General features: G+C 67.3%; 19 protein-coding genes. All 19 read left to right on the top strand.

What is annotated here, in order from left to right; translation table 11 throughout:
* Window positions 1–554 precede the first annotated feature (554 nt).
* The 19 genes from rpoB to rpsQ all read left to right on the top strand — a co-directional run bounded on the left by rpoB (window position 555) and on the right by rpsQ (window position 19734).
* Window positions 555–3986: a DNA-directed RNA polymerase subunit beta gene (rpoB, locus tag OG792_RS02995; protein ID WP_329107120.1), complete on the top strand. Its 3432-nt coding sequence runs from the start codon at window positions 555–557 to the stop codon at window positions 3984–3986.
* Window positions 3987–4073: 87 nt separating this feature from the next.
* Window positions 4074–7961, top strand: coding sequence for a DNA-directed RNA polymerase subunit beta' (locus tag OG792_RS03000; RefSeq protein ID WP_329107122.1), 3888 nt, complete (start codon window positions 4074–4076; stop codon window positions 7959–7961).
* A gap of 81 nt (window positions 7962–8042) precedes the next feature.
* Window positions 8043–8399 carry a hypothetical protein gene (locus OG792_RS03005; RefSeq protein WP_329111076.1) on the top strand — a complete coding sequence of 119 codons (357 nt, stop codon included), beginning with the start codon at window positions 8043–8045 and terminating at the stop codon, window positions 8397–8399.
* Window positions 8400–8614: 215 nt separating this feature from the next.
* Window positions 8615–9040, top strand: a complete 426-nt coding sequence (locus tag OG792_RS03010) for a hypothetical protein (RefSeq protein WP_329107124.1) — start codon at window positions 8615–8617, stop codon at window positions 9038–9040.
* A gap of 462 nt (window positions 9041–9502) precedes the next feature.
* On the top strand, window positions 9503–9877 hold the full coding sequence (gene rpsL, locus OG792_RS03015) for a 30S ribosomal protein S12 (protein WP_007465318.1): 375 nt from the start codon (window positions 9503–9505) through the stop codon (window positions 9875–9877).
* 1 nt (window position 9878) lies between these two features.
* Window positions 9879–10349: a 30S ribosomal protein S7 gene (rpsG, locus tag OG792_RS03020; protein ID WP_121158400.1), complete on the top strand. Its 471-nt coding sequence runs from the start codon at window positions 9879–9881 to the stop codon at window positions 10347–10349.
* Window positions 10350–10420: 71 nt separating this feature from the next.
* Complete coding sequence (gene fusA, locus OG792_RS03025; protein ID WP_329107126.1) at window positions 10421–12517, top strand: elongation factor G; 2097 nt, start codon at window positions 10421–10423, stop codon at window positions 12515–12517.
* A gap of 233 nt (window positions 12518–12750) precedes the next feature.
* Window positions 12751–13944 (top strand): elongation factor Tu, encoded by a 1194-nt coding sequence (gene tuf, locus OG792_RS03030; RefSeq protein ID WP_329107128.1) that lies wholly within the window; start codon window positions 12751–12753, stop codon window positions 13942–13944.
* Window positions 13945–14292: 348 nt separating this feature from the next.
* Window positions 14293–14601: a 30S ribosomal protein S10 gene (rpsJ, locus tag OG792_RS03035; protein ID WP_007073037.1), complete on the top strand. Its 309-nt coding sequence runs from the start codon at window positions 14293–14295 to the stop codon at window positions 14599–14601.
* An 11-nt stretch (window positions 14602–14612) separates the two neighbouring features.
* Window positions 14613–15278 carry a 50S ribosomal protein L3 gene (gene rplC, locus OG792_RS03040; protein ID WP_329107130.1) on the top strand — a complete coding sequence of 222 codons (666 nt, stop codon included), beginning with the start codon at window positions 14613–14615 and terminating at the stop codon, window positions 15276–15278.
* Window positions 15275–15946 (top strand): 50S ribosomal protein L4, encoded by a 672-nt coding sequence (gene rplD, locus OG792_RS03045; protein ID WP_329107132.1) that lies wholly within the window; start codon window positions 15275–15277, stop codon window positions 15944–15946. Before rplC ends, rplD begins: the two co-directional genes overlap by 4 nt.
* Entirely contained in the window at window positions 15943–16245 is a 303-nt protein-coding gene (rplW, locus tag OG792_RS03050) for a 50S ribosomal protein L23 (RefSeq protein ID WP_329107134.1), read from the top strand. The genes rplD and rplW overlap by 4 nt, the downstream gene beginning before the upstream one ends.
* 12 nt (window positions 16246–16257) lie before the next feature.
* Window positions 16258–17097: a 50S ribosomal protein L2 gene (rplB, locus tag OG792_RS03055; protein WP_329107135.1), complete on the top strand. Its 840-nt coding sequence runs from the start codon at window positions 16258–16260 to the stop codon at window positions 17095–17097.
* Between the two features lie 15 nt (window positions 17098–17112).
* Window positions 17113–17394: a 30S ribosomal protein S19 gene (gene rpsS / locus OG792_RS03060; RefSeq protein WP_326561093.1), complete on the top strand. Its 282-nt coding sequence runs from the start codon at window positions 17113–17115 to the stop codon at window positions 17392–17394.
* 36 nt (window positions 17395–17430) lie between these two features.
* Window positions 17431–17904, top strand: coding sequence for a 50S ribosomal protein L22 (gene rplV, locus OG792_RS03065; RefSeq protein ID WP_329107138.1), 474 nt, complete (start codon window positions 17431–17433; stop codon window positions 17902–17904).
* Window positions 17904–18782: a 30S ribosomal protein S3 gene (rpsC, locus tag OG792_RS03070; RefSeq protein WP_329107140.1), complete on the top strand. Its 879-nt coding sequence runs from the start codon at window positions 17904–17906 to the stop codon at window positions 18780–18782. The genes rplV and rpsC overlap by 1 nt, the downstream gene beginning before the upstream one ends.
* Window positions 18783–18785: 3 nt before the next feature.
* Window positions 18786–19211 carry a 50S ribosomal protein L16 gene (gene rplP, locus OG792_RS03075; RefSeq protein WP_121158410.1) on the top strand — a complete coding sequence of 142 codons (426 nt, stop codon included), beginning with the start codon at window positions 18786–18788 and terminating at the stop codon, window positions 19209–19211.
* Entirely contained in the window at window positions 19211–19447 is a 237-nt protein-coding gene (gene rpmC / locus OG792_RS03080) for a 50S ribosomal protein L29 (protein WP_329107143.1), read from the top strand. The genes rplP and rpmC overlap by 1 nt, the downstream gene beginning before the upstream one ends.
* A complete protein-coding gene (rpsQ, locus tag OG792_RS03085; RefSeq protein WP_326561089.1) occupies window positions 19444–19734 on the top strand; it encodes a 30S ribosomal protein S17 in 291 nt (96 codons plus the stop codon). The genes rpmC and rpsQ overlap by 4 nt, the downstream gene beginning before the upstream one ends.
* Window positions 19735–19798: the final 64 nt, after the last annotated feature.

Below are 19798 nucleotides of genomic sequence, written 5' to 3' on the forward strand. Positions count from 1 at the left end.
CGCCAGTGCCACCCGTACACGTGAGCTGACGCACATTGCGTCGCCGTGGGCGGCGGTCCGAGATCGGATCGCCGCCCGCTGCTGTCTGCTGACAGCAGGTGATCAGGGATTTGGCGCACCGACCCGGCCACCGGACGGGGTACGGACCGGCACTGTCGGGGGAAAGACGTTGCTTGACCGGGGTTCCAGCCCTTGACGGGGCAGGGCACCGGCAGGCACGCTGACACAAGCAAGACCTTCCGCGCTTGCTACGGCCATCACCTGGGTCGTGTCGGCGGCACCCGCTGCCGGCGCTCCTGGTGGCCCTGCGGGGAGCGTGCGAAAGACGTGCGAGCGCGTATCTGAACGCGTGGTGGCCTCGGGCCTCGGCACGTTTCGCAACGCCCTGCCGTGCCGGGCTGGACAGCGGTTAGCCGCTCGGCTACACTGCTAGTTTGCGCTGCCTTCCGACTTGACCCCTGCTCGGAATGTCCGATTATGGATGTTTCTAGTGGGGTCATTGGAGTGCACGCGAAACAGCCGTTCTGCAGCACCGGTCCTCGGAAGGACGCATCTTGGCAGCTTCCCGCCCTGCGAAGACCAGTCGTACGTCGAGCGCATTCGCGCCCCGCCGAATCTCATTCGGCAGGATCACCGAACACCTCGAGGTCCCCAACCTCCTCGCCATCCAGAACGAGTCTTTTGACTGGCTGGTCGGCAACGAGGCTTGGCAGGGCCGGTCGGCCGACGACCCGCACGCACGCTCGGGTCTCGCGGAGATCCTCGACGAGATCAGCCCGATTGAGGACTTCTCCGGCACTATGTCCCTGTCCTTCTCCGCTCCGCGCTTCGACGAGGTCAAGGCCTCGATCGAGGAGTGCAAGGAGAAGGACCTGACCTACTGCGCTCCGCTCTTCGTGACCGCGGAGTTCACCAACAACACCACCGGCGAGATCAAGAGCCAGACGGTGTTCATGGGTGACTTCCCGATGATGACGCCGAAGGGCACCTTCATCATCAACGGCACCGAGCGCGTCGTGGTCAGTCAGCTCGTCCGGTCTCCGGGCGTCTACTTCGACAAGCAGCCGGACAAGACCTCCGACCGCGACCTCTCCAGCGTCAAGGTCATCCCGAGCCGGGGTGCCTGGCTGGAGTTCGACATCGACAAGAGAGATACGGTCGGTGTCCGCATCGACCGTAAGCGCCGGCAGGCCGTCACCGTCCTGCTCAAGGCGATCGGTTGGACCGGCGAGCAGATCCGCGAGCGGTTCGGCTGGTCCGAGCTGATGATGACCACCCTGGAGAAGGACCACATCGCCGGGGTGGACGAGGCGCTGCTCGACATCTACCGCAAGCTGCGGCCGGGTGAGCCGCCGACGCGCGAGAACGCCCAGACCCTGCTCGACAACCTCTTCTTCAACCCGAAGCGGTATGACGTAGCCAAGGTCGGCCGGTACAAGTTCAACAAGAAGCTCGAACTCCAGGTGCCGATCACCACCGGCACGCTGACCGAGGACGACGTCGTCGCCACCGTGGAATACCTCTGCCGGCTGCACGCCGGTGAGGACGGCTACGAGGCCGACGACATCGACCACTTCGGCAACCGGCGGCTGCGTACCGTGGGTGAGCTGATCCAGAACCAGGTTCGGGTCGGCCTCTCCCGGATGGAGCGGGTTGTCCGCGAGCGGATGACCACCCAGGATGTCGAGGCGATCACGCCGCAGACCCTGATCAACATCCGCCCGGTGGTGGCTGCGATCAAGGAGTTCTTCGGTACGTCGCAGCTGTCCCAGTTCATGGACCAGACCAACCCGCTGGCGGGTCTGACCCACCGGCGCCGGCTGAGCGCGCTCGGCCCGGGTGGTCTGTCCCGTGAGCGGGCCGGCTTCGAGGTCCGGGACGTGCACCCGTCGCACTACGGCCGGATGTGCCCGATCGAGACGCCGGAAGGCCCGAACATCGGCCTGATCGGCGCGTTGTCCACCTTCGGGCGGGTCAACCCCTTCGGGTTCATCGAGACGCCGTACCGCAAGGTGGTCGAGGGTCAGGTCACCGACCAGATCGACTACCTGACCGCGGACGAGGAAGACCGGTTCGTCAAGGCGCAGGCCAACGCCCCGTTGCGGGCCGACGGCCACTTCGCCGAGGACCGGGTCCTGGTCCGTCGGAAGGGCGGTGAGGTCGACTACGTCGCCCCCACCGCGGTCGACTACATGGACGTGTCGCCGCGCCAGATGACGTCGGTCGCGACCGCCATGATCCCGTTCCTTGAGCACGACGACGCCAACCGGGCACTGATGGGCGCGAACATGCAGCGCCAGGCGGTGCCGCTGGTCAAGGCCGAGGCGCCGCTCGTCGGAACCGGCATGGAGTACCGTGCCGCGGTCGACGCCGGTGACGTGGTCGTCGCCGAGGTCGGCGGCGTGGTCGAGGACCTGTGCGCCGACTACGTGACGGTGCACCAGGACGACGGCCACCGTCGTACCTACCTGCTGCACAAGTTCCGCCGCTCCAACGCCGGCTCCTGCGTCAACCAGAAGCCGGTCGTCTTCGAGGGCGACCGCATCGAGGCCGGTCAGGTCATCGCCGACGGTCCGTGCACCGACGAGGGCGAGATGGCACTCGGGCGCAACCTGCTCGTGGCGTTCATGCCCTGGGAGGGTCACAACTACGAGGACGCGATCATCCTGTCGCAGCGCCTCGTGCAGCAGGACGCCCTCACCTCGATCCACATCGAGGAGCACGAGGTCGACGCCCGCGACACCAAGCTGGGCCCGGAGGAGATCACCCGCGACATCCCGAACGTCAGCGAGGAAATGCTCGCCGACCTCGACGAGCGCGGCATCATCCGGATCGGCGCGGAGGTCGTACCCGGCGACATCCTGGTCGGCAAGGTCACGCCGAAGGGCGAGACCGAGCTGACCCCGGAGGAGCGTCTGCTCCGCGCGATCTTCGGTGAGAAGGCGCGTGAGGTCCGGGACACCTCGCTGAAGGTGCCGCACGGCGAGACCGGCACGGTCATCGGTGTGCGTACCTTCTCCCGCGAGGACGGCGACGAGCTGCCGCCGGGGGTCAACGAGCTGGTCCGCGTGTACGTGGCCCAGAAGCGGAAGATCCAGGACGGCGACAAGCTCGCCGGCCGGCACGGCAACAAGGGTGTCATCTCCAAGATCCTGCCGGTCGAGGACATGCCGTTCCTGGAGGACGGCACGCCGGTCGACATCGTGCTCAACCCGCTCGGTGTGCCGAGCCGGATGAACATCGGTCAGGTGCTGGAGACCCACCTTGGCTGGGTGGCCAAGACCGGGTGGCAGGTCGAGGGTGACGACGCCGAGTGGAAGCGGAACCTGCGCGCCATCGACGCCGACACCTCGGTGCCGGACACCAACGTCGCGACGCCGGTCTTCGACGGTGCCCGCGAGGAGGAGATCGCCGGTCTGCTCTCGTCGACCCTGCCCAACCGGGACGGCAAGCAGCTGATCGGGGCGAGCGGTAAGGCTCAGCTGTTCGACGGCCGCTCCGGCGAGCCGTTGCCGAGCCCGATCGCGGTCGGCTACATCTACATCCTGAAGCTGAACCACCTGGTCGACGACAAGATCCACGCTCGGTCGACCGGCCCGTACTCGATGATCACGCAGCAGCCGCTGGGTGGTAAGGCGCAGTTCGGTGGCCAGCGGTTCGGCGAGATGGAGTGCTGGGCGATGCAGGCGTACGGCGCTGCCTACGCCCTGCAGGAGTTGCTGACGATCAAGTCCGACGACGTCCTGGGCCGGGTCAAGGTCTACGAGGCGATCGTCAAGGGCGAGAACATCCCCGAGCCGGGCATCCCGGAGTCGTTCAAGGTGCTGCTCAAGGAGCTGCAGTCGCTGTGCCTGAATGTTGAGGTGCTCTCCAGCGACGGCGTGGCCCTGGAAATGCGCGAGACCGACGACGAGGTCTTCCGTGCGGCGGAGGAACTTGGCATCGACCTGTCCCGGCGCGAGCCGAGCTCGGTCGAGGAAGTTTGAGGTTGAGGGCGGGGGGCCGGCTCGACCGGCCCTCCGCCCCAACGGAAGCCAAGCAGTAAGTACGACACGACACGAGGGATACATAACGTGCTCGACGTCAACTTCTTCGACGAGTTGCGCATTGGCCTGGCTACCGCGGACGACATCCGCCAGTGGTCGCACGGCGAGGTTAAGAAGCCCGAGACGATCAACTACCGCACCCTGAAGCCGGAAAAGGACGGGCTCTTCTGCGAGAAGATCTTCGGTCCGCAGCGGGACTGGGAGTGCTACTGCGGTAAGTACAAGCGGGTCCGGTTCAAGGGCATCATCTGTGAGCGCTGCGGCGTCGAGGTGACTCGCTCCAAGGTGCGTCGTGAGCGGATGGGCCACATCGAACTGGCTGCCTCCGTCACCCACATCTGGTACTTCAAGGGCGTCCCGAGCCGGCTGGGCTACCTGCTCGACCTGGCTCCCAAGGACCTTGAGAAGATCATTTACTTCGCATCGTACGTGATCACGAGCGTTGACACCGAGGCGCGTCACCGCGACCTGTCCACGGTCGAGAACGAGATCCTGGCCGAGAAGCGTCAGTCGGAGAACAGTCGCGACTCGGAGATCGAGAAGCGGGCCGCCAAGCTGGAGGCCGATCTGGCCGACCTTGAGGCCGAGGGTGCCAAGGCCGACGTGCGCCGCAAGGTCAAAGAGGGCGGCGAGCGCGAGATGCGCCAGATCCGCGACCGGGCGCAGCGCGAGATCGACCGGCTGGACGAGGTGCTCGACACCTTCCGCAAGCTGGACGCGAAGCAGTTGGTCACGGACGAGCTGCTCTACCGGGAGCTGCGGGACCGGTTCGGTGAGTACTTCACCGGCGGCATGGGTGCCGAGGCGATCAAGGCGCTGGTCCAGAACATGGACCTCGACGCCGAGGCGGAGAACCTCCGCGAGATCATCCGGTCCGGCAAGGGCCAGCGGAAGATCCGGGCGCTCAAGCGGCTGAAGGTGGTCGCGGCGTTCCTGAACACCCGCAACTCGCCGCTCGGCATGGTGCTCGACTGCGTCCCGGTCATCCCGCCGGACCTGCGCCCGATGGTGCAGCTCGACGGTGGCCGGTTCGCGACCTCGGACCTCAACGATCTCTACCGCCGGGTGATCAACCGCAACAACCGGCTCAAGCGTCTGATCGACCTGGGCGCGCCGGAGATCATCGTGAACAACGAGAAGCGGATGCTTCAGGAGGCCGTCGACGCGCTGTTCGACAACGGCCGCCGCGGCCGGCCGGTCACCGGTCCGGGTAACCGTCCGCTGAAGTCGCTCTCCGACATGCTCAAGGGCAAGCAGGGCCGGTTCCGTCAGAACCTGCTCGGCAAGCGCGTCGACTACTCCGGCCGTTCGGTCATCGTGGTCGGCCCGCAGCTCAAGCTGCACCAGTGCGGTCTGCCCAAGCAGATGGCGCTGGAGCTGTTCAAGCCGTTCGTGATGAAGCGGCTGGTCGACCTCAACCACGCGCAGAACATCAAGTCCGCGAAGCGGATGGTCGAGCGGCAGCGGCCGGTCGTCTGGGATGTGCTGGAAGAGGTCATCGGCGAGCACCCCGTACTGCTCAACCGGGCGCCGACCCTGCACCGTCTGGGCATCCAGGCATTCGAGCCGCAGCTGGTCGAGGGCAAGGCGATCCAGATCCACCCGCTCGTCTGCACCGCGTTCAACGCGGACTTCGACGGTGACCAGATGGCGGTGCACGTGCCGCTGTCCGCCGAGGCGCAGGCCGAGGCACGGATCCTGATGCTGTCGTCGAACAACATCCTCAAGCCGGCCGACGGCAAGCCGGTGACCATGCCCACCCAGGACATGGTGATCGGGCTGTACTACCTGACCCACCTCACCCCCGGTGAGGTCGGCGAGGGTCGGGCGTTCAGCTCGGACGCCGAGGCTCGGATGGCCTTCGACAATGGTGAGCTGCACCTCCAGACCCCGATCAAGATCCGCCTGCACGGCGTGATCGGTGTCGACAACGGGGCCGGCGCGGAGAAGTGGACCGAGCCCGAGGGCTGGGTCCAGGGCGAGGCGCTCACCGTGGTGACCACGCTGGGTCGGGTGCTGTTCAACGAGACCCTGCCGCAGGGCTACCGCTTCGTGAACTACGAGATCCGCAAGGGTCAGCTCTCCGCGATCGTCAACGATCTCGCCGAGCGGTTCCCGAAGGTGGCGCTGGCCGCGACCCTCGACGGGCTCAAGGAGGCCGGTTTCCACTGGGCCACCTGGTCCGGCGTGACGATCGGTATGCAGGACGTCATCGCGCCCCCGCGCAAGCCGGAGATCCTGGAGCGGTACGAGAAGGAAGCCGACCGGATCGACAAGCAGTACCAGCGGGGTCTGATGACCGCCGAGGAACGTCGCGGCGAGCTCATCGAGATCTGGACCAAGGCGACCAACGAGGTCGCCAAGGAGATGGAGACCGCGCTACCGCAGGAGAACCCGCTCTGGGTCATGATCAACTCGGGTGCCCGCGGTAACCTGCTCCAGCTCCGCCAGATCGCCGCGATCCGTGGCCTGGTGGCCAACCCCAAGGGTGAGATCATCCCGCGGCCGATCAAGGCCAGCTACCGGGAGGGTCTGTCCGTACTGGAGTACTTCATCTCCACCCACGGCGCCCGTAAGGGTCTGGCCGACACCGCGCTGCGTACCGCCGACTCGGGTTACCTGACCCGTCGTCTGGTGGACGTGTCGCAGGACGTGATCATCCGCGAGGAGGACTGCGGTACGGACCGCGCCATCCCGATGCAGGTCGGCGAGTTCCTCGGCGGCAAGCTGGTGGTGCACACGCACGCCGAGACCGGGGTGCACGCCCGTACGCTGGCCGACGACATCAAGGGCACCGACGGCAACGTGGTCGCCGAGCGTGGGGTGGACCTCAACTCCATCCTGGTGGACAAGATCGTCGAGGCCGGTGTCGAGACGGTACGGGTGCGCTCCGTGCTCACCTGCGAGTCCAAGCTCGGGGTCTGCGCGGCCTGCTACGGCCGTTCGCTGCCGACCGGCAAGTCGGTCGACATCGGCGAGGCGGTCGGCATCATCGCCGCCCAGTCGATCGGTGAGCCGGGTACGCAGCTGACCATGCGTACCTTCCACACCGGTGGTGTCGCGGGTGAGGACATCACCCAGGGTCTGCCGCGTGTGCAGGAGATCTTCGAGGCCCGGGTGCCGAAGGGTAAGGCGCCCATCGCCGACACCCCCGGCCGCATCCGGATCGAGGACGGCGAGCGCTCGCGGAAGATCATCGTGGTGCCGGACGACGGCAGCGAGGAGATCGTGTACGACAAGATCTCCAAGCGGGTCAAGCTCCGGGCCCACGACGGCGACCACGTCGAGGTCGGGCAGAAGCTCACCGAGGGCACCATCGACCCGCACGAGCTGCTGCGCATCCTCGGCCCGCGTGCGGTCCAGGTCCACCTGACCCAGGAGGTCCAGGAGGTCTACCGCTCGCAGGGTGTGCTGATCCACGACAAGCACATCGAGATCATCATCCGCCAGATGCTCAAGCGGGTCACGGTGATCGACTCCGGTGCGACCGAGTTCCTGCCGGGTGTGCTGGTCGACCGCGCGTTGTTCGAGTCGGAGAACCGCCGGCTCGTCTCCGAGGGCGGCGAGCCCGCGGCCGGTCGGCCGGTGCTGATGGGTATCACCAAGGCATCGCTGGCCACCGACTCGTGGCTGTCGGCGGCGTCCTTCCAGGAGACCACCCGGGTGCTCACCGACGCGGCGATCAACGCCCGTAGTGACTCGCTCATCGGTCTCAAGGAGAACGTCATCATCGGTAAGCTCATCCCGGCGGGTACTGGCATCAGCAAGTACCGCAACGTCCGGGTGGAGCCGACCGAGGAGGCCAAGGCCAAGGTCTACTCGATGACCGGGTACCCCGAGACCGACTACGGGTTCGGGCCGGCCAGCGGGCAGGCGGTTCCGCTGGACGACTTCGACTTCGGGTCGTACCGCTAAGCCAGAACGGGTCCGGGCGCCCCGCGTGTCGTACTGACGACGCGCGGGGCGCCCGCCTGTTTGTAGGCTTGCGGGGTGGAGATGACGCCGGTGACCCTGCCCGGACCGCTACTGCGGCACCCGCTCGACCCGGATCCGAAACGCTCGACGAAGGCGCGGGCGGTCTTCGCGCTGGGCCTGGTGGCCGCGCTGACCGGGGTGTTCCTCGGCGGCATCGTGCCGGCCGCGGTCGCCCTGCTGCTGGCCCGGCAGGCGCGCCGGGAGGCGTACGCCTCGGCCGGTTACCTCACCGGCGCCGCGCTACTGGACCGGGGCGAGCGCCTGGCCCGGGCCGGAATCGCGCTCGCCGTCGCCACCGCCGTGGTGGTGACCGTGATCGGTCTGCTGAACCTCGCCGGTACACCCGGCGGCCAGGACTTCGCACCCACCATCGACTAGCGCGCCGGCCCGGTGGGGTACCGCCTAGAGTGTGAGGACCCCGTGGGAGGACCGTCCCGGTCCGCACCCCGAAGGGGCATGGCTGTCGGAGGGGGACGTCGGTGACGGAAGAGGCGCGGCCACCCTCGGGACCGGGGGGCCAGCCGCCGGCGTACCCGTCGTCGGGTCTTCCCGCGACCGTGCCGGCACCGGCCCGCGGAGGGCGACCGGCCCCGGTGCCCCAGCCACCGCGCGAGACGTGGCGCCCACCCCGCCGGGTCGACCCCGTTCCCGGTACGCCGTTCGGCCTGGCCTACCTGGATGTGCCGCCGATCACCTCCGGGCTGGCGGTCGGCTCGCTGGTTGCCGGCATCGGCGCCATCGTCGTCTCGCTGGTGGTGTTCTGCTTCGGACTGGTCGGCGTGAGCGGGGGGTGGGGTGCCTGGGTGGCCGGTGCGTTCGGCGTCCTGGGCGCGCTGCTCGGCGGCGCGGCGATCGTGCTCGGCGTGCTCGGGCGGCGGCAGACCCGGCTCGCCGCGGCCCCGTCCGGGGTCCGGTTCGTCGGCACCGGGCTGGCGGTCGCGGGCAGCTGGTGCGGTGCGGCCGGGCTCGGGCTGACCGTGGTCGGGTTCGGGATGGCGGTGCTGCTACAGGTCGGCTGAGCCGGCGCCGGGCCTGGTCCGGGGGCCGGCCGGGTCGAATTCCTGCGGGGTCGGTACACTTGCTGCTAGTGGTGCCTGCTGTGGGTGCTCGGGCGGGACGGGCCGGCAAGCCGAGCGTGGCTTTTTCGGGGAACCCCGTTTTGACCTGGGTGCTTCTGGTAGGTACCCTTCCCCTCGTGCCCGGGCTCGCCCGGGCAACTCGTGCGTGCTCCGGAGCCGGTATCCGGCCATCGAGCAGCGTCACGACACAGTCGAAGAGGTCGGCGGGCGATGTCCGCTGACCGGATAAAACCGGTGCGGGCGAAAGCGCGCAGCGGGACCGTGGACGGGCGACACGCCCGACCGCGGGTGCCGGAGCCATCCGCGGACGGGTTCGGTTGGAATGTAGGAGAGTCACCCACCCGGGCGACTACGACCAAGGCGCGACCGCCGGGCAGGCGGTCGGAGGGAGCGGAAAACCCGGTGCCCACCATTCAGCAGTTGGTCCGAAAGGGCCGCCAAGCTAAGACAACGAAGACCAAGACGCCCGCGCTGAAGGGCAGCCCGCAGCGGCGCGGCGTGTGCACGCGTGTTTACACCACCACCCCGAAGAAGCCGAACTCGGCGCTGCGCAAGGTCGCCCGTGTGAAGCTGAGCAGCCAGATCGAGGTGACGGCGTACATTCCCGGCGTCGGGCACAACCTTCAGGAGCACTCGATCGTGCTGGTTCGCGGCGGCCGGGTGAAGGACCTCCCCGGCGTGCGCTACAAGATCGTCCGCGGCTCGCTGGACACCCAGGGCGTTCGTAACCGCAAGCAGGCGCGCAGCCGTTACGGCGCGAAGAAGGAGAAGAGCTGACATGCCGCGTAAGGGACCCGCTCCGCGCCGGCCGTTGGTCGCCGACCCGGTGTACAACTCGCCGCTGGTCACCCAACTGGTGAACAAGATCCTGCTCCGCGGTAAGCGTCAGCTCGCCGAGCGCATCGTCTACGGCGCCCTTGAGGGCTGCCGTGAGAAGTCGGGCACCGATCCGGTAGTCACCCTCAAGCGGGCGATGGACAACGTGAAGCCGACCCTGGAGGTGCGCAGCCGCCGGGTCGGTGGCGCGACCTACCAGGTGCCGGTCGAGGTGCGCCCGGCCCGGGCGACCACCCTCGGCCTGCGCTGGCTGGTCACGTACTCCAAGGCGCGCCGGGAAAAGACGATGATCGAGCGCCTGATGAACGAGCTGCTCGACGCGAGCAACGGCCTCGGTGCCGCCGTCAAGCGGCGCGAGGACACGCACAAGATGGCCGAGTCGAACAAGGCCTTCGCGCACTACCGCTGGTAACACGCCTCGTGCCGCCGCCGCAGGGCGGCGGCACGACCAGGTTGTCGAGACGACGATAAGTAGGGATTGAAGTGGCCGCCGCAGACGCGCTCGCCAAGGTACGCAACATCGGCATCATGGCGCACATCGATGCTGGTAAGACCACGACCACCGAGCGGATCCTGTTCTACACCGGCATCACGTACAAGATCGGTGAGGTCCACGAGGGCGCCGCCGTCATGGACTGGATGGAGCAGGAGCAGGAGCGGGGAATCACCATCACCTCCGCCGCCACCAAGTGTGAGTGGAAGGGCCACACGATCCAGATCATCGACACGCCCGGCCACGTCGACTTCACGGTCGAGGTCGAGCGGTCGCTGCGGGTGCTGGACGGTGCGGTCGCGGTGTACGACGGGGTCGCCGGCGTCGAGCCGCAGACCGAGAACGTCTGGCGCCAGGCGGACAAGTACAACGTCCCCCGGATGTGCTTCGTCAACAAGCTCGACCGGACCGGTGCCGACTTCTTCCGCTGCGTGCAGATGATGATCGACCGGCTGAACGCCACCCCGCTGGTGCTCCAGATCCCGATCGGGCTCGAAGGCGACCACATCGGTGTCGTGGACCTGATCGGCATGCGGGCGCTGACCTGGCGTGGCGAGACCCAGAAGGGCGAGGACTACGCGATCGAGGAGATCCCGGCCGACCTCGCCGAGTCCGCCGCCGAGTGGCGCGACAAGCTGCTGGAGACGCTGGCCGACGTCGACGACTCGGTGATGGAGAAGTACCTCGAAGGTGAGGACATCCCCGTCGACGAGATCAAGTCCGCCATCCGGCGGGCCACGATCGCGGGCAAGGCGAACCCGGTGCTCTGCGGTTCGGCGTTCAAGAACAAGGGCGTCCAGCCCATGCTCGACGCCGTGGTCGACTTCCTGCCGTCGCCGCTGGACATCCCGGCGGTCGAGGGCACCGCGCTCGACGGCGAGACCGTCGTGCTGCGCAAGCCCTCGAACAAGGAGCCGTTCGCCGGCCTGGCCTTCAAGATCCAGACCGACAAGCACCTCGGCAAGCTCACCTACGTACGGGTCTACTCCGGCACGCTCGAATCCGGTTCCCAGGTGGTCAACTCCACCAAGGACCGCAAGGAGCGGATCGGCAAGATCTACCAGATGCACGCCAACAAGCGGGAAGAGCGCCCCACGGCGCAGGCTGGCGACATCATCGCGGTCCAGGGTCTGAAGCAGACCACCACCGGTGACACGCTCTCCGACCCGTCGAACCCGGTCATCCTGGAATCGATGACGTTCCCGGAGCCGGTCATCAACGTGGCGATCGAGCCGAAGACCAAGTCTGACCAGGAGAAGCTCGGCACCGCTATCCAGCGGCTGGCCGAGGAGGACCCGACCTTCCGGGTCCGGCTCGACGAGGAGACCGGCCAGACCGTCATCTCCGGCATGGGCGAGCTGCACCTGGACATCCTGGTCGACCGGATGCGCCGCGAGTTCAACGTCGAGGCCAACATCGGCAAGCCGCAGGTGGCGTACCGCGAGACCATCCGCCGCAAGGTGGACAAGGTCGAGCACACGCACAAGAAGCAGACCGGTGGTTCGGGCCAGTACGCCCGCGTCATCGTCAGCCTTGAGCCGCTGCCGCTGGGCAACGACCAGCCGACGTACGAGTTCGTGAACGCGGTCAGCGGTGGTCGTATCCCGCGGGAGTTCATCCCGTCGGTGGACGCCGGCGCCCAGGACGCCATGCAGTACGGCACCCTGGCCGGTTACCCGCTGGTCGGCCTGAAGCTGACGCTGCTCGACGGGCAGTACCACGAGGTCGACTCGTCTGAAATGGCGTTCAAGATTGCCGGCTCGATGGTGCTCAAGGAAGCGGCCCGCAAGGCCGATCCCGCACTACTTGAGCCGATGATGGCCGTCGAGGTCACCACCCCTGAGGAAAACATGGGTGACGTCATCGGCGACATCAACTCCCGCCGCGGCATCATCCAGGCCATGGAGGAGCGGAGCGGTGCTCGCATCGTCCGCGCCCTGGTGCCGCTGTCGGAGATGTTCGGCTATGTCGGCGACCTGCGGTCGAAGACCCAGGGCCGGGCTAGCTACAGCATGCAGTTCGACTCCTACGCCGAGGTTCCGCAGAGCGTCGCGAAGGAGATCATCGCGAAGGCGACGGGTGAGTGAGCGGAAACGCTTCGCTCGCCCGTAGCCGGGCCGGTGATACCGCTAAGGCCATGGGCGGGTAATCTCGCCCGCGGTCTGCCCGGGCCGGGCTGCAAGAGACCAGGCCTGAAGGTTTCACCGCCGCAAGACCCAAGTACTTCCCGGCCGGAAATCGGCCGGTAAGGCTGTCGACAGAGTCCTGAACGCCGTATGGCGCCGGGCGTACTAACCAAGAAGTCCACAGGAGGACACCAGTGGCGAAGGCGAAGTTCGAGCGGACTAAGCCGCACGTCAACATCGGCACCATTGGTCACATCGACCACGGTAAGACGACGCTGACGGCGGCCATCACCAAGGTCCTGCACGACAAGATGCCCGACCTCAACCCGTACACGCCGTTCGACGAGATCGACAAGGCGCCGGAGGAGAAGGCCCGCGGCATCACGATCTCGATCGCACACGTCGAGTACCAGACCGAGGCGCGGCACTACGCGCACGTTGACTGCCCCGGTCACGCCGACTACATCAAGAACATGATCACCGGTGCCGCGCAGATGGACGGCGCGATCCTGGTGGTCGCGGCGACCGACGGCCCGATGCCGCAGACCCGCGAGCACGTGCTGCTGGCCCGCCAGGTTGGCGTGCCGTACATCGTCGTGGCGCTGAACAAGAGCGACATGGTCGATGACGAGGAACTCCTTGAGCTCGTCGAGCTTGAGGTTCGGGAGCTGCTCTCGAACCAGGAGTACCCGGGCGACGACCTGCCGGTCGTCCGTGTCTCGGCGCTGAAGGCGCTCGAAGGCGACCCGGAGTGGACCGACAAGCTCATGGACCTGATGAGCGCGGTCGACACCTCGATCCCGCAGCCGGTTCGCGAGACTGACAAGCCGTTCCTGATGCCGGTCGAGGACGTGTTCACGATCACCGGTCGTGGCACTGTCGTCACCGGCAAGGTCGAGCGTGGCGTTCTCCTGCCGAACGAGGATGTCGAGCTCGTCGGTATCAAGGAGAAGAGCTTCAAGACCAAGGTCACCGCGATCGAGATGTTCCGCAAGACCCTGGAGGACGCTCGCGCAGGCGAGAACGTCGGCCTCCTGCTGCGCGGTACCAAGCGCGACGAGGTCGAGCGTGGCATGGTCGTGGTGAAGCCGGGGTCGAACACCCCGCACACCGAGTTCGAGGCGACCGTCTACATCCTCTCCAAGGAGGAGGGTGGACGGCACACCCCGTTCTTCCAGAACTACCGTCCGCAGTTCTACTTCCGGACCACGGACGTCACCGGCGTTGTCACGCTGCCCGAGGGCACCGAGATGGTCATGCCGGGCGACAACACGACGATGTCCGTCAAGCTCATCCAGCCCATCGCGATGGAGGACAACCTCAAGTTCGCGATTCGTGAGGGTGGCCGGACGGTCGGCGCCGGGTTCGTCACGAAGATCACCAAGTAAAAGGTAACCCCGATTAGGTTGCCGTGCGGTAGTACGGCATACTACTCAGGTTGCGTACCGACCGTTTGTTGGCGTGTGTCCGGGAGTCCCGGGCGAGCGTCGGCGAAGAGTCGCGCGTGGGGTGGTTGACCGCCACGGTGGTCAACCACCCTCGCACGGCGTCCATGTCATGTCCTGCATGGCGGACGCCTCGACCGACCCGCGAAGGTCAGATCGCCTCGGGTAACCCCGGGCGGAGTCTGATCCCGGAGCGCGACACGCCCGACCGCGGGGGTCGGCGAAGTGGGGCTCTACCAGGTGGTGAGCACCCGCAAGACAGCGGCATCGAGAGAAGGAACAGAAGCCACCATGGCGGGACAGAAGATCCGCATCCGGCTCAAGGCCTATGACCACGAGGTCGTCGACTCCTCGGCGCGGAAGATCGTGGAGACGGTGACGCGCACCGGGGCGCAGGTCGCGGGCCCGGTGCCGCTGCCCACGGAGATCAACCGTTTCTGCGTGATCCGTTCGCCGCACAAGTACAAGGACTCGCGCGAGCACTTCGAAATGCGCACGCACAAGCGTCTGATCGACATCATCGACCCGACCCCGAAGACGGTCGACTCGCTCATGCGCCTCGACCTGCCGGCTGGCGTCGACATCGAGATCAAGCTGTAGGGACCGGACTAATGGACAGGCAAGTTAAGGGCATCCTGGGGGCCAAGCTCGGCATGACCCAGGTCTGGGACAACAACCGCGTTGTCCCGGTGACCGTGGTGCAGGCCGGCCCGTGCGTCGTGAGCCAGGTCCGTACCACCGACAAGGACGGGTACTCCGCGATCCAGTTGGCGTACGGCGTAGTTGACCCGCGCAAGGTCAAGAAGCCGCGGGCCGGGCACTTCGCGAAGTCCGGTGTGGCCCCTCGGCGGCACATCGTCGAGCTGCGCACCGTCGACGCCTCGGAGTACGAGCTCGGTCAGGAGGTCACCGTTGACTCCTTCGCCCCGGGCGGGTCGATCGACGTGACCGGTCGGACCAAGGGCAAGGGCTTCGCCGGTGTCATGAAGCGGCACGGCTTCCACGGCCTGCGTGCCAGCCACGGTGTCGAGCGCAAGCACCGCTCGCCCGGCTCCATCGGCGCCTGCGCGACCCCCGGTCGCGTCTTCAAGGGCGTCAAGATGGCCGGTCGGATGGGTGCGCGCCGCTTCACCGTGCAGAACCTGGTGATCCAGGCGGTCGACGCCGAGCAGAACCTGCTGCTCGTCCGCGGCGCCATCCCGGGCCCCAAGGGCGCCCTGGTGCTGGTTCGTTCCGCGGCCAAGGCGCAGGCGAAGAAGGGCGGTGTGGCGAAGTGACCTCCGTTGACGTGCGCACCGTCGAGGGTGGCAAGAGCGGCTCGGTCGAGCTGCCCGACAGCATCTTCGACGTGCAGGCGAACCTCTCGCTGATGCACCAGGTCGTGGTGGCCCAGCTGGCCGCCGCGCGCCAGGGCACGCACAAGGCGAAGACCCGCGGTGAGGTCGCCGGTGGCGGCAAGAAGCCGTACAAGCAGAAGGGCACCGGTCGCGCCCGTCAGGGCTCGATCCGCGCGCCGCAGTTCGCCGGTGGCGGCGTCGTCCACGGCCCGGTGCCGCGTGACTACAGCCAGCGGACCCCGAAGAAGATGAAGGCCGCCGCGCTGCGCGGTGCCCTGTCGGACCGGGCGCGCGCGGGTCAGGTGCACGTGGTGGAGTCGTTCGTCGGTGGCGAGAAGCCGTCGACCAAGGCGGCCCTGGCCACGCTGATCAAGCTGACCGAGGCCAAGCGCGCCCTGGTCGTGCTGAGCCGGACCGACGAGATCAACTGGCTCTCGCTGCGCAACGAGCCGCGGGTGCACCTGATCGAGTCCGGCCAGCTCAACACGTACGACGTGCTGGTGGCCGATGACGTGATCTTCACCCGGGACGCGCTGGACGAGTTCCTGCGGGTTCCGGCGGCGGCGCAGGCCGCGGACGAGTCCGGAAGTGAGGGCGACGAGAAGTGACAACGATCGCCGACCCGCGGGACATCATCGTCGCGCCGGTCGTCTCCGAGAAGAGCTACAGCGAGCTGAACCGTAACTGGTACACCTTCCTGGTGCACCCGGACGCGAACAAGACCGCGATCAAGATCGCTATCCAGCAGATCTTCGACGTGCGCGTCCTGACGGTGAACACGCTCAACCGCGAGGGCAAGCGCAAGCGGACCCGCAATGGGTTCGGCCAGCGCAAGGCCACGAAGCGCGCGATGGTGAAGCTGGCTGACGGCGACCGCATCGAGGCCTTCGGCGGCCCGGTCAGCTGAGGGGTGTAGACAATGGCAATCCGTAAATACAAGCCGACGACGCCTGGCCGACGTGGCTCCAGCGTCGCCGACTTCGCCGAGATCACCAGGTCGACTCCCGAGAAGTCGCTGCTGGCTCCGCTGCCGAAGAAGGGTGGGCGTAACGCCCACGGCCGGATCACCACCCGGCACCACGGCGGCGGCCACAAGCGGCAGTACCGGCTGATCGACTTCAAGCGGGTCGACAAGGACGGCGTGCCGGCCAAGGTCGCGCACATCGAGTACGACCCGAACCGCACCGCGCGCATCGCGTTGCTGCACTACGCCGACGGCGAGAAGCGCTACATCGTGGCGCCGAAGGACCTGAAGCAGGGCGACGCGGTGGAGTCGGGCCCGACCGCCGACATCAAGCCGGGCAACAACCTTCCGCTGCGCAACATCCCGGTGGGTACCACCGTGAACTGCGTGGAGCTGCGCCCGGGCGGCGGGGCCAAGATGGCCCGTTCGGCTGGCGTCGGTATCCAGCTGCTGGGTCGTGAGGGTGCGTACGCCACGCTGCGTATGCCTTCCGGTGAAATCCGGCGGGTCGACGTGCGCTGCCGGGCGACCGTGGGCGAGATCGGCAACGCCGACCAGTCAAACATCAACTGGGGCAAGGCCGGCCGCATGCGGTGGAAGGGCAAGCGCCCGACCGTCCGTGGTGTCGCGATGAACCCGGTCGACCACCCGCACGGTGGTGGTGAGGGCAAGACGTCCGGTGGTCGTCACCCGGTGAACCCGCAGGGTAAGCCCGAGGGCCGCACCCGTCGTAAGGGCCAGCCGAGCGACCGGCTGATCGTCCGCCGCCGCTACGCGACCCGCAAGCGCGGCTAAGGGAGTTAGGTAGACATGCCTCGCAGCTTGAAGAAGGGCCCGTTCGTCGACGACCACCTGCTCAAGAAGGTGGAAGTACAGAACGACAAGGGCTCGAAGAACGTCATCAAGACGTGGTCCCGGCGTTCGATGATCATTCCGGACATGCTCGGACACACGATCGCCGTGCACGACGGGCGCAAGCACGTTCCGGTGTTCGTCACCGAGGCGATGGTCGGGCACAAGCTCGGCGAGTTTGCGCTGACCCGCACGTTCAAGGGTCACGAGAAGGACGACCGGAAGAGTCGCCGGCGCTGAGCCGGGCCACGGATAAAGGATCAAGGGGTTTCAGCGATGCCAGTTAAGGGCGACGCTCCGGTGCTTCCGGGCGCGCGGGCGGTTGCGCGGCACGTGGGCATCTCGGCGACGAAGGCTCGCCGGGTGGTCAACCTCGTCCGCGGCCTGCCCGCGAAGGAGGCGCTCACGGTGCTCCAGTTCGCGCCGCAGGCTGCGAGCGAGCAGGTCTACAAGGTGCTCGCGAGTGCGATCGCCAACGCCGAGAACAACGAGCGGCTGGACCCCGACGCGCTGCTCGTGAGTGAGGCGTACGTCGACGAGGGCCCGACCATGAAGCGGTTCCGGCCGCGGGCGCAGGGCCGGGCGTACCGGATCCGCAAGCGGACCAGCCACATCACCATCGTGGTCGAGGCCGTTGCGCCGGCCACGCCGAAGCGGGGCGGGGCGAAGAAGGCCGCACCGGCCAAGGTCGCGCCGGCCACCGAGGCCGAGGCTGCCGAAACGCAGAGCAAGACGGAAGGTGCCGAGTAATGGGTCAGAAGGTTCACCCGATTGGGTTCCGGCTTGGCATCTCGACCGACTGGAAGTCCCGCTGGTTCGCGGACAAGCTCTACAAGGACTACATCGGCGAGGATGTCAAGATCCGCCGGATGATGTCCAAGGGCCTGGAGCGCGCCGGTATTTCCAAGGTCGACATCGAGCGCACCCGCGACCGGGTCCGGGTCGACATCCACACCGCCCGGCCGGGCATCGTCATCGGCCGTAAGGGTGCGGAGGCCGACCGGATCCGTGGCGAGCTGGAGAAGCTGACCGGCAAGCAGGTCCAGCTGAACATCCTTGAGGTGAAGAACCCCGAGTCGGACGCGCAGCTGGTTGCCCAGGGCGTGGCCGAGCAGCTCTCCAGCCGGGTCAGCTTCCGTCGGGCGATGCGCAAGGCCATGCAGTCGGCGATGAAGAACCCGATCGTCAAGGGAATCCGGGTGCAGGTTTCCGGCCGCCTCGGCGGTGCGGAGATGAGCCGTACCGAGTTCTACCGCGAGGGTCGGGTCCCGCTGCACACGCTGCGGGCCAACATCGAGTACGGCTTCTTCGAGGCGCGGACCACCTTCGGCCGGATCGGCGTGAAGGTGTGGATCTACAAGGGTGACGCCGTACCCGGTCGGGAAGCTCCGGCCGAGACCGGCCCGGCCCGTCCGCGTCGCGACCGTAGTGACCGGCCCGAGCGGCCGCGTCGTGGGCGGTCCGGCTCGTCCGGCACCACCGCCGGCGGCACCGAGGCCGGGCGCGCGGCGGCGGCGGAGTTCGCCGGCACCCCGGCCGAGGCCACGAACGACCAGGCCGCGCCGGCTAGCGCCGCGCCGGCCACTCCGGCTCCGGCCGGATCGGACAGCTCAGCGCAGGAGGGCTGACAGATGCTGATGCCGCGCAAGCCCCCGAAGGGCTTCCGCAAGCCGCACCACCCCGACCGCCATGGCGCGTCGAAGGGCGGCAACCGGGTGGTGTTCGGCGAGTTCGGAATCCAGGCGTTGGAGCCCGCGTACGTCACCAACCGGCAGATCGAGTCAGCGCGTATTGCGATGACCCGACACATCAAGCGTGGTGGAAAGGTCTGGATCACGGTCTTCCCGGACCAGGCCCTGACCAAGAAGCCCGCTGAGACCCGGATGGGTTCCGGTAAGGGCTCGCCCGAGTGGTGGGTCGCCAACGTAAAGCCGGGACGGGTGCTCTTCGAGATGTCCTTCCCCAATGAGCAGACCGCGCGAGAGGCTATGCGTCGCGCGATCCACAAGCTCCCGATGAAGTGCCGAATTGTGACACGCGAAGTGGGTGAAAGCTGATGGCCGCGGGCGTAAAGGCCGGCGAGCTGCGTGAGCTCTCCGAAGAGGAGCTGGTCGCGAAGCTGCGCGAGGCCAAGGCGGAGCTGTTCAACCTCCGTGTGCAGTCCGCGACCGGCCAGCTGGACAACAATCGCCGGCTACAGGTCATCCGTCGGGAGATCGCCCGGATCTACACGATCATGCGTGAGCGCGAGCTGGGTCTCTCGGCCGCGCCGACTGAGGTGACTGCATCATGAGCGAGACGACCGCCCCGGAGGGGACCACCACCGCTCCGCGGGCCCAGCGCAAGGTGCGCGAGGGGCTCGTGGTAGGCGACAAGATGGACAAGACCGTCGTGGTCGAGGTTGAGGACCGGGTCAAGCACGCGCTGTACGGCAAGGTTCTGCGCCGTACGCGCAAGCTGTACGTGCACGACGAGCAGAACGCGTGCGGCGTTGGCGACCGCGTACTGCTCATGGAGACCCGTCCGCTCTCCGCCACCAAGCGGTGGCGGATCGTGGAGATCCTCGAAAAGGCCAAGTAGAGCCGGACGGGCTGCGGAGCAGACCGGACCAGCAAGCTCAGGGTTCCGCCAGGCTCAGACGGCA

The organism is Micromonospora sp. NBC_01699 (assembly GCF_036250065.1).
Lineage (GTDB): Bacteria > Actinomycetota > Actinomycetes > Mycobacteriales > Micromonosporaceae > Micromonospora_G.

Excerpts from the sequence above, each read along its gene's own strand:
- OG792_RS03005 (WP_329111076.1), top strand. The coding sequence starts at position 8,043 with ATGACGCCGGTGACCCTGCCCGGACCGCTACTGCGGCACCCGCTCGAC.
- rpsG (WP_121158400.1), top strand. The coding sequence starts at position 9,879 with ATGCCGCGTAAGGGACCCGCTCCGCGCCGGCCGTTGGTCGCCGACCCG.
- rpsJ (WP_007073037.1), top strand. The coding sequence starts at position 14,293 with ATGGCGGGACAGAAGATCCGCATCCGGCTCAAGGCCTATGACCACGAG.
- rplC (WP_329107130.1), top strand. The coding sequence starts at position 14,613 with ATGGACAGGCAAGTTAAGGGCATCCTGGGGGCCAAGCTCGGCATGACC.
- rplB (WP_329107135.1), top strand. The coding sequence starts at position 16,258 with ATGGCAATCCGTAAATACAAGCCGACGACGCCTGGCCGACGTGGCTCC.
- rpsS (WP_326561093.1), top strand. The coding sequence starts at position 17,113 with ATGCCTCGCAGCTTGAAGAAGGGCCCGTTCGTCGACGACCACCTGCTC.
- rplV (WP_329107138.1), top strand. The coding sequence starts at position 17,431 with ATGCCAGTTAAGGGCGACGCTCCGGTGCTTCCGGGCGCGCGGGCGGTT.
- rpsC (WP_329107140.1), top strand. The coding sequence starts at position 17,904 with ATGGGTCAGAAGGTTCACCCGATTGGGTTCCGGCTTGGCATCTCGACC.
- rplP (WP_121158410.1), top strand. The coding sequence starts at position 18,786 with ATGCTGATGCCGCGCAAGCCCCCGAAGGGCTTCCGCAAGCCGCACCAC.
- rpmC (WP_329107143.1), top strand. The coding sequence starts at position 19,211 with ATGGCCGCGGGCGTAAAGGCCGGCGAGCTGCGTGAGCTCTCCGAAGAG.
- rpsQ (WP_326561089.1), top strand. The coding sequence starts at position 19,444 with ATGAGCGAGACGACCGCCCCGGAGGGGACCACCACCGCTCCGCGGGCC.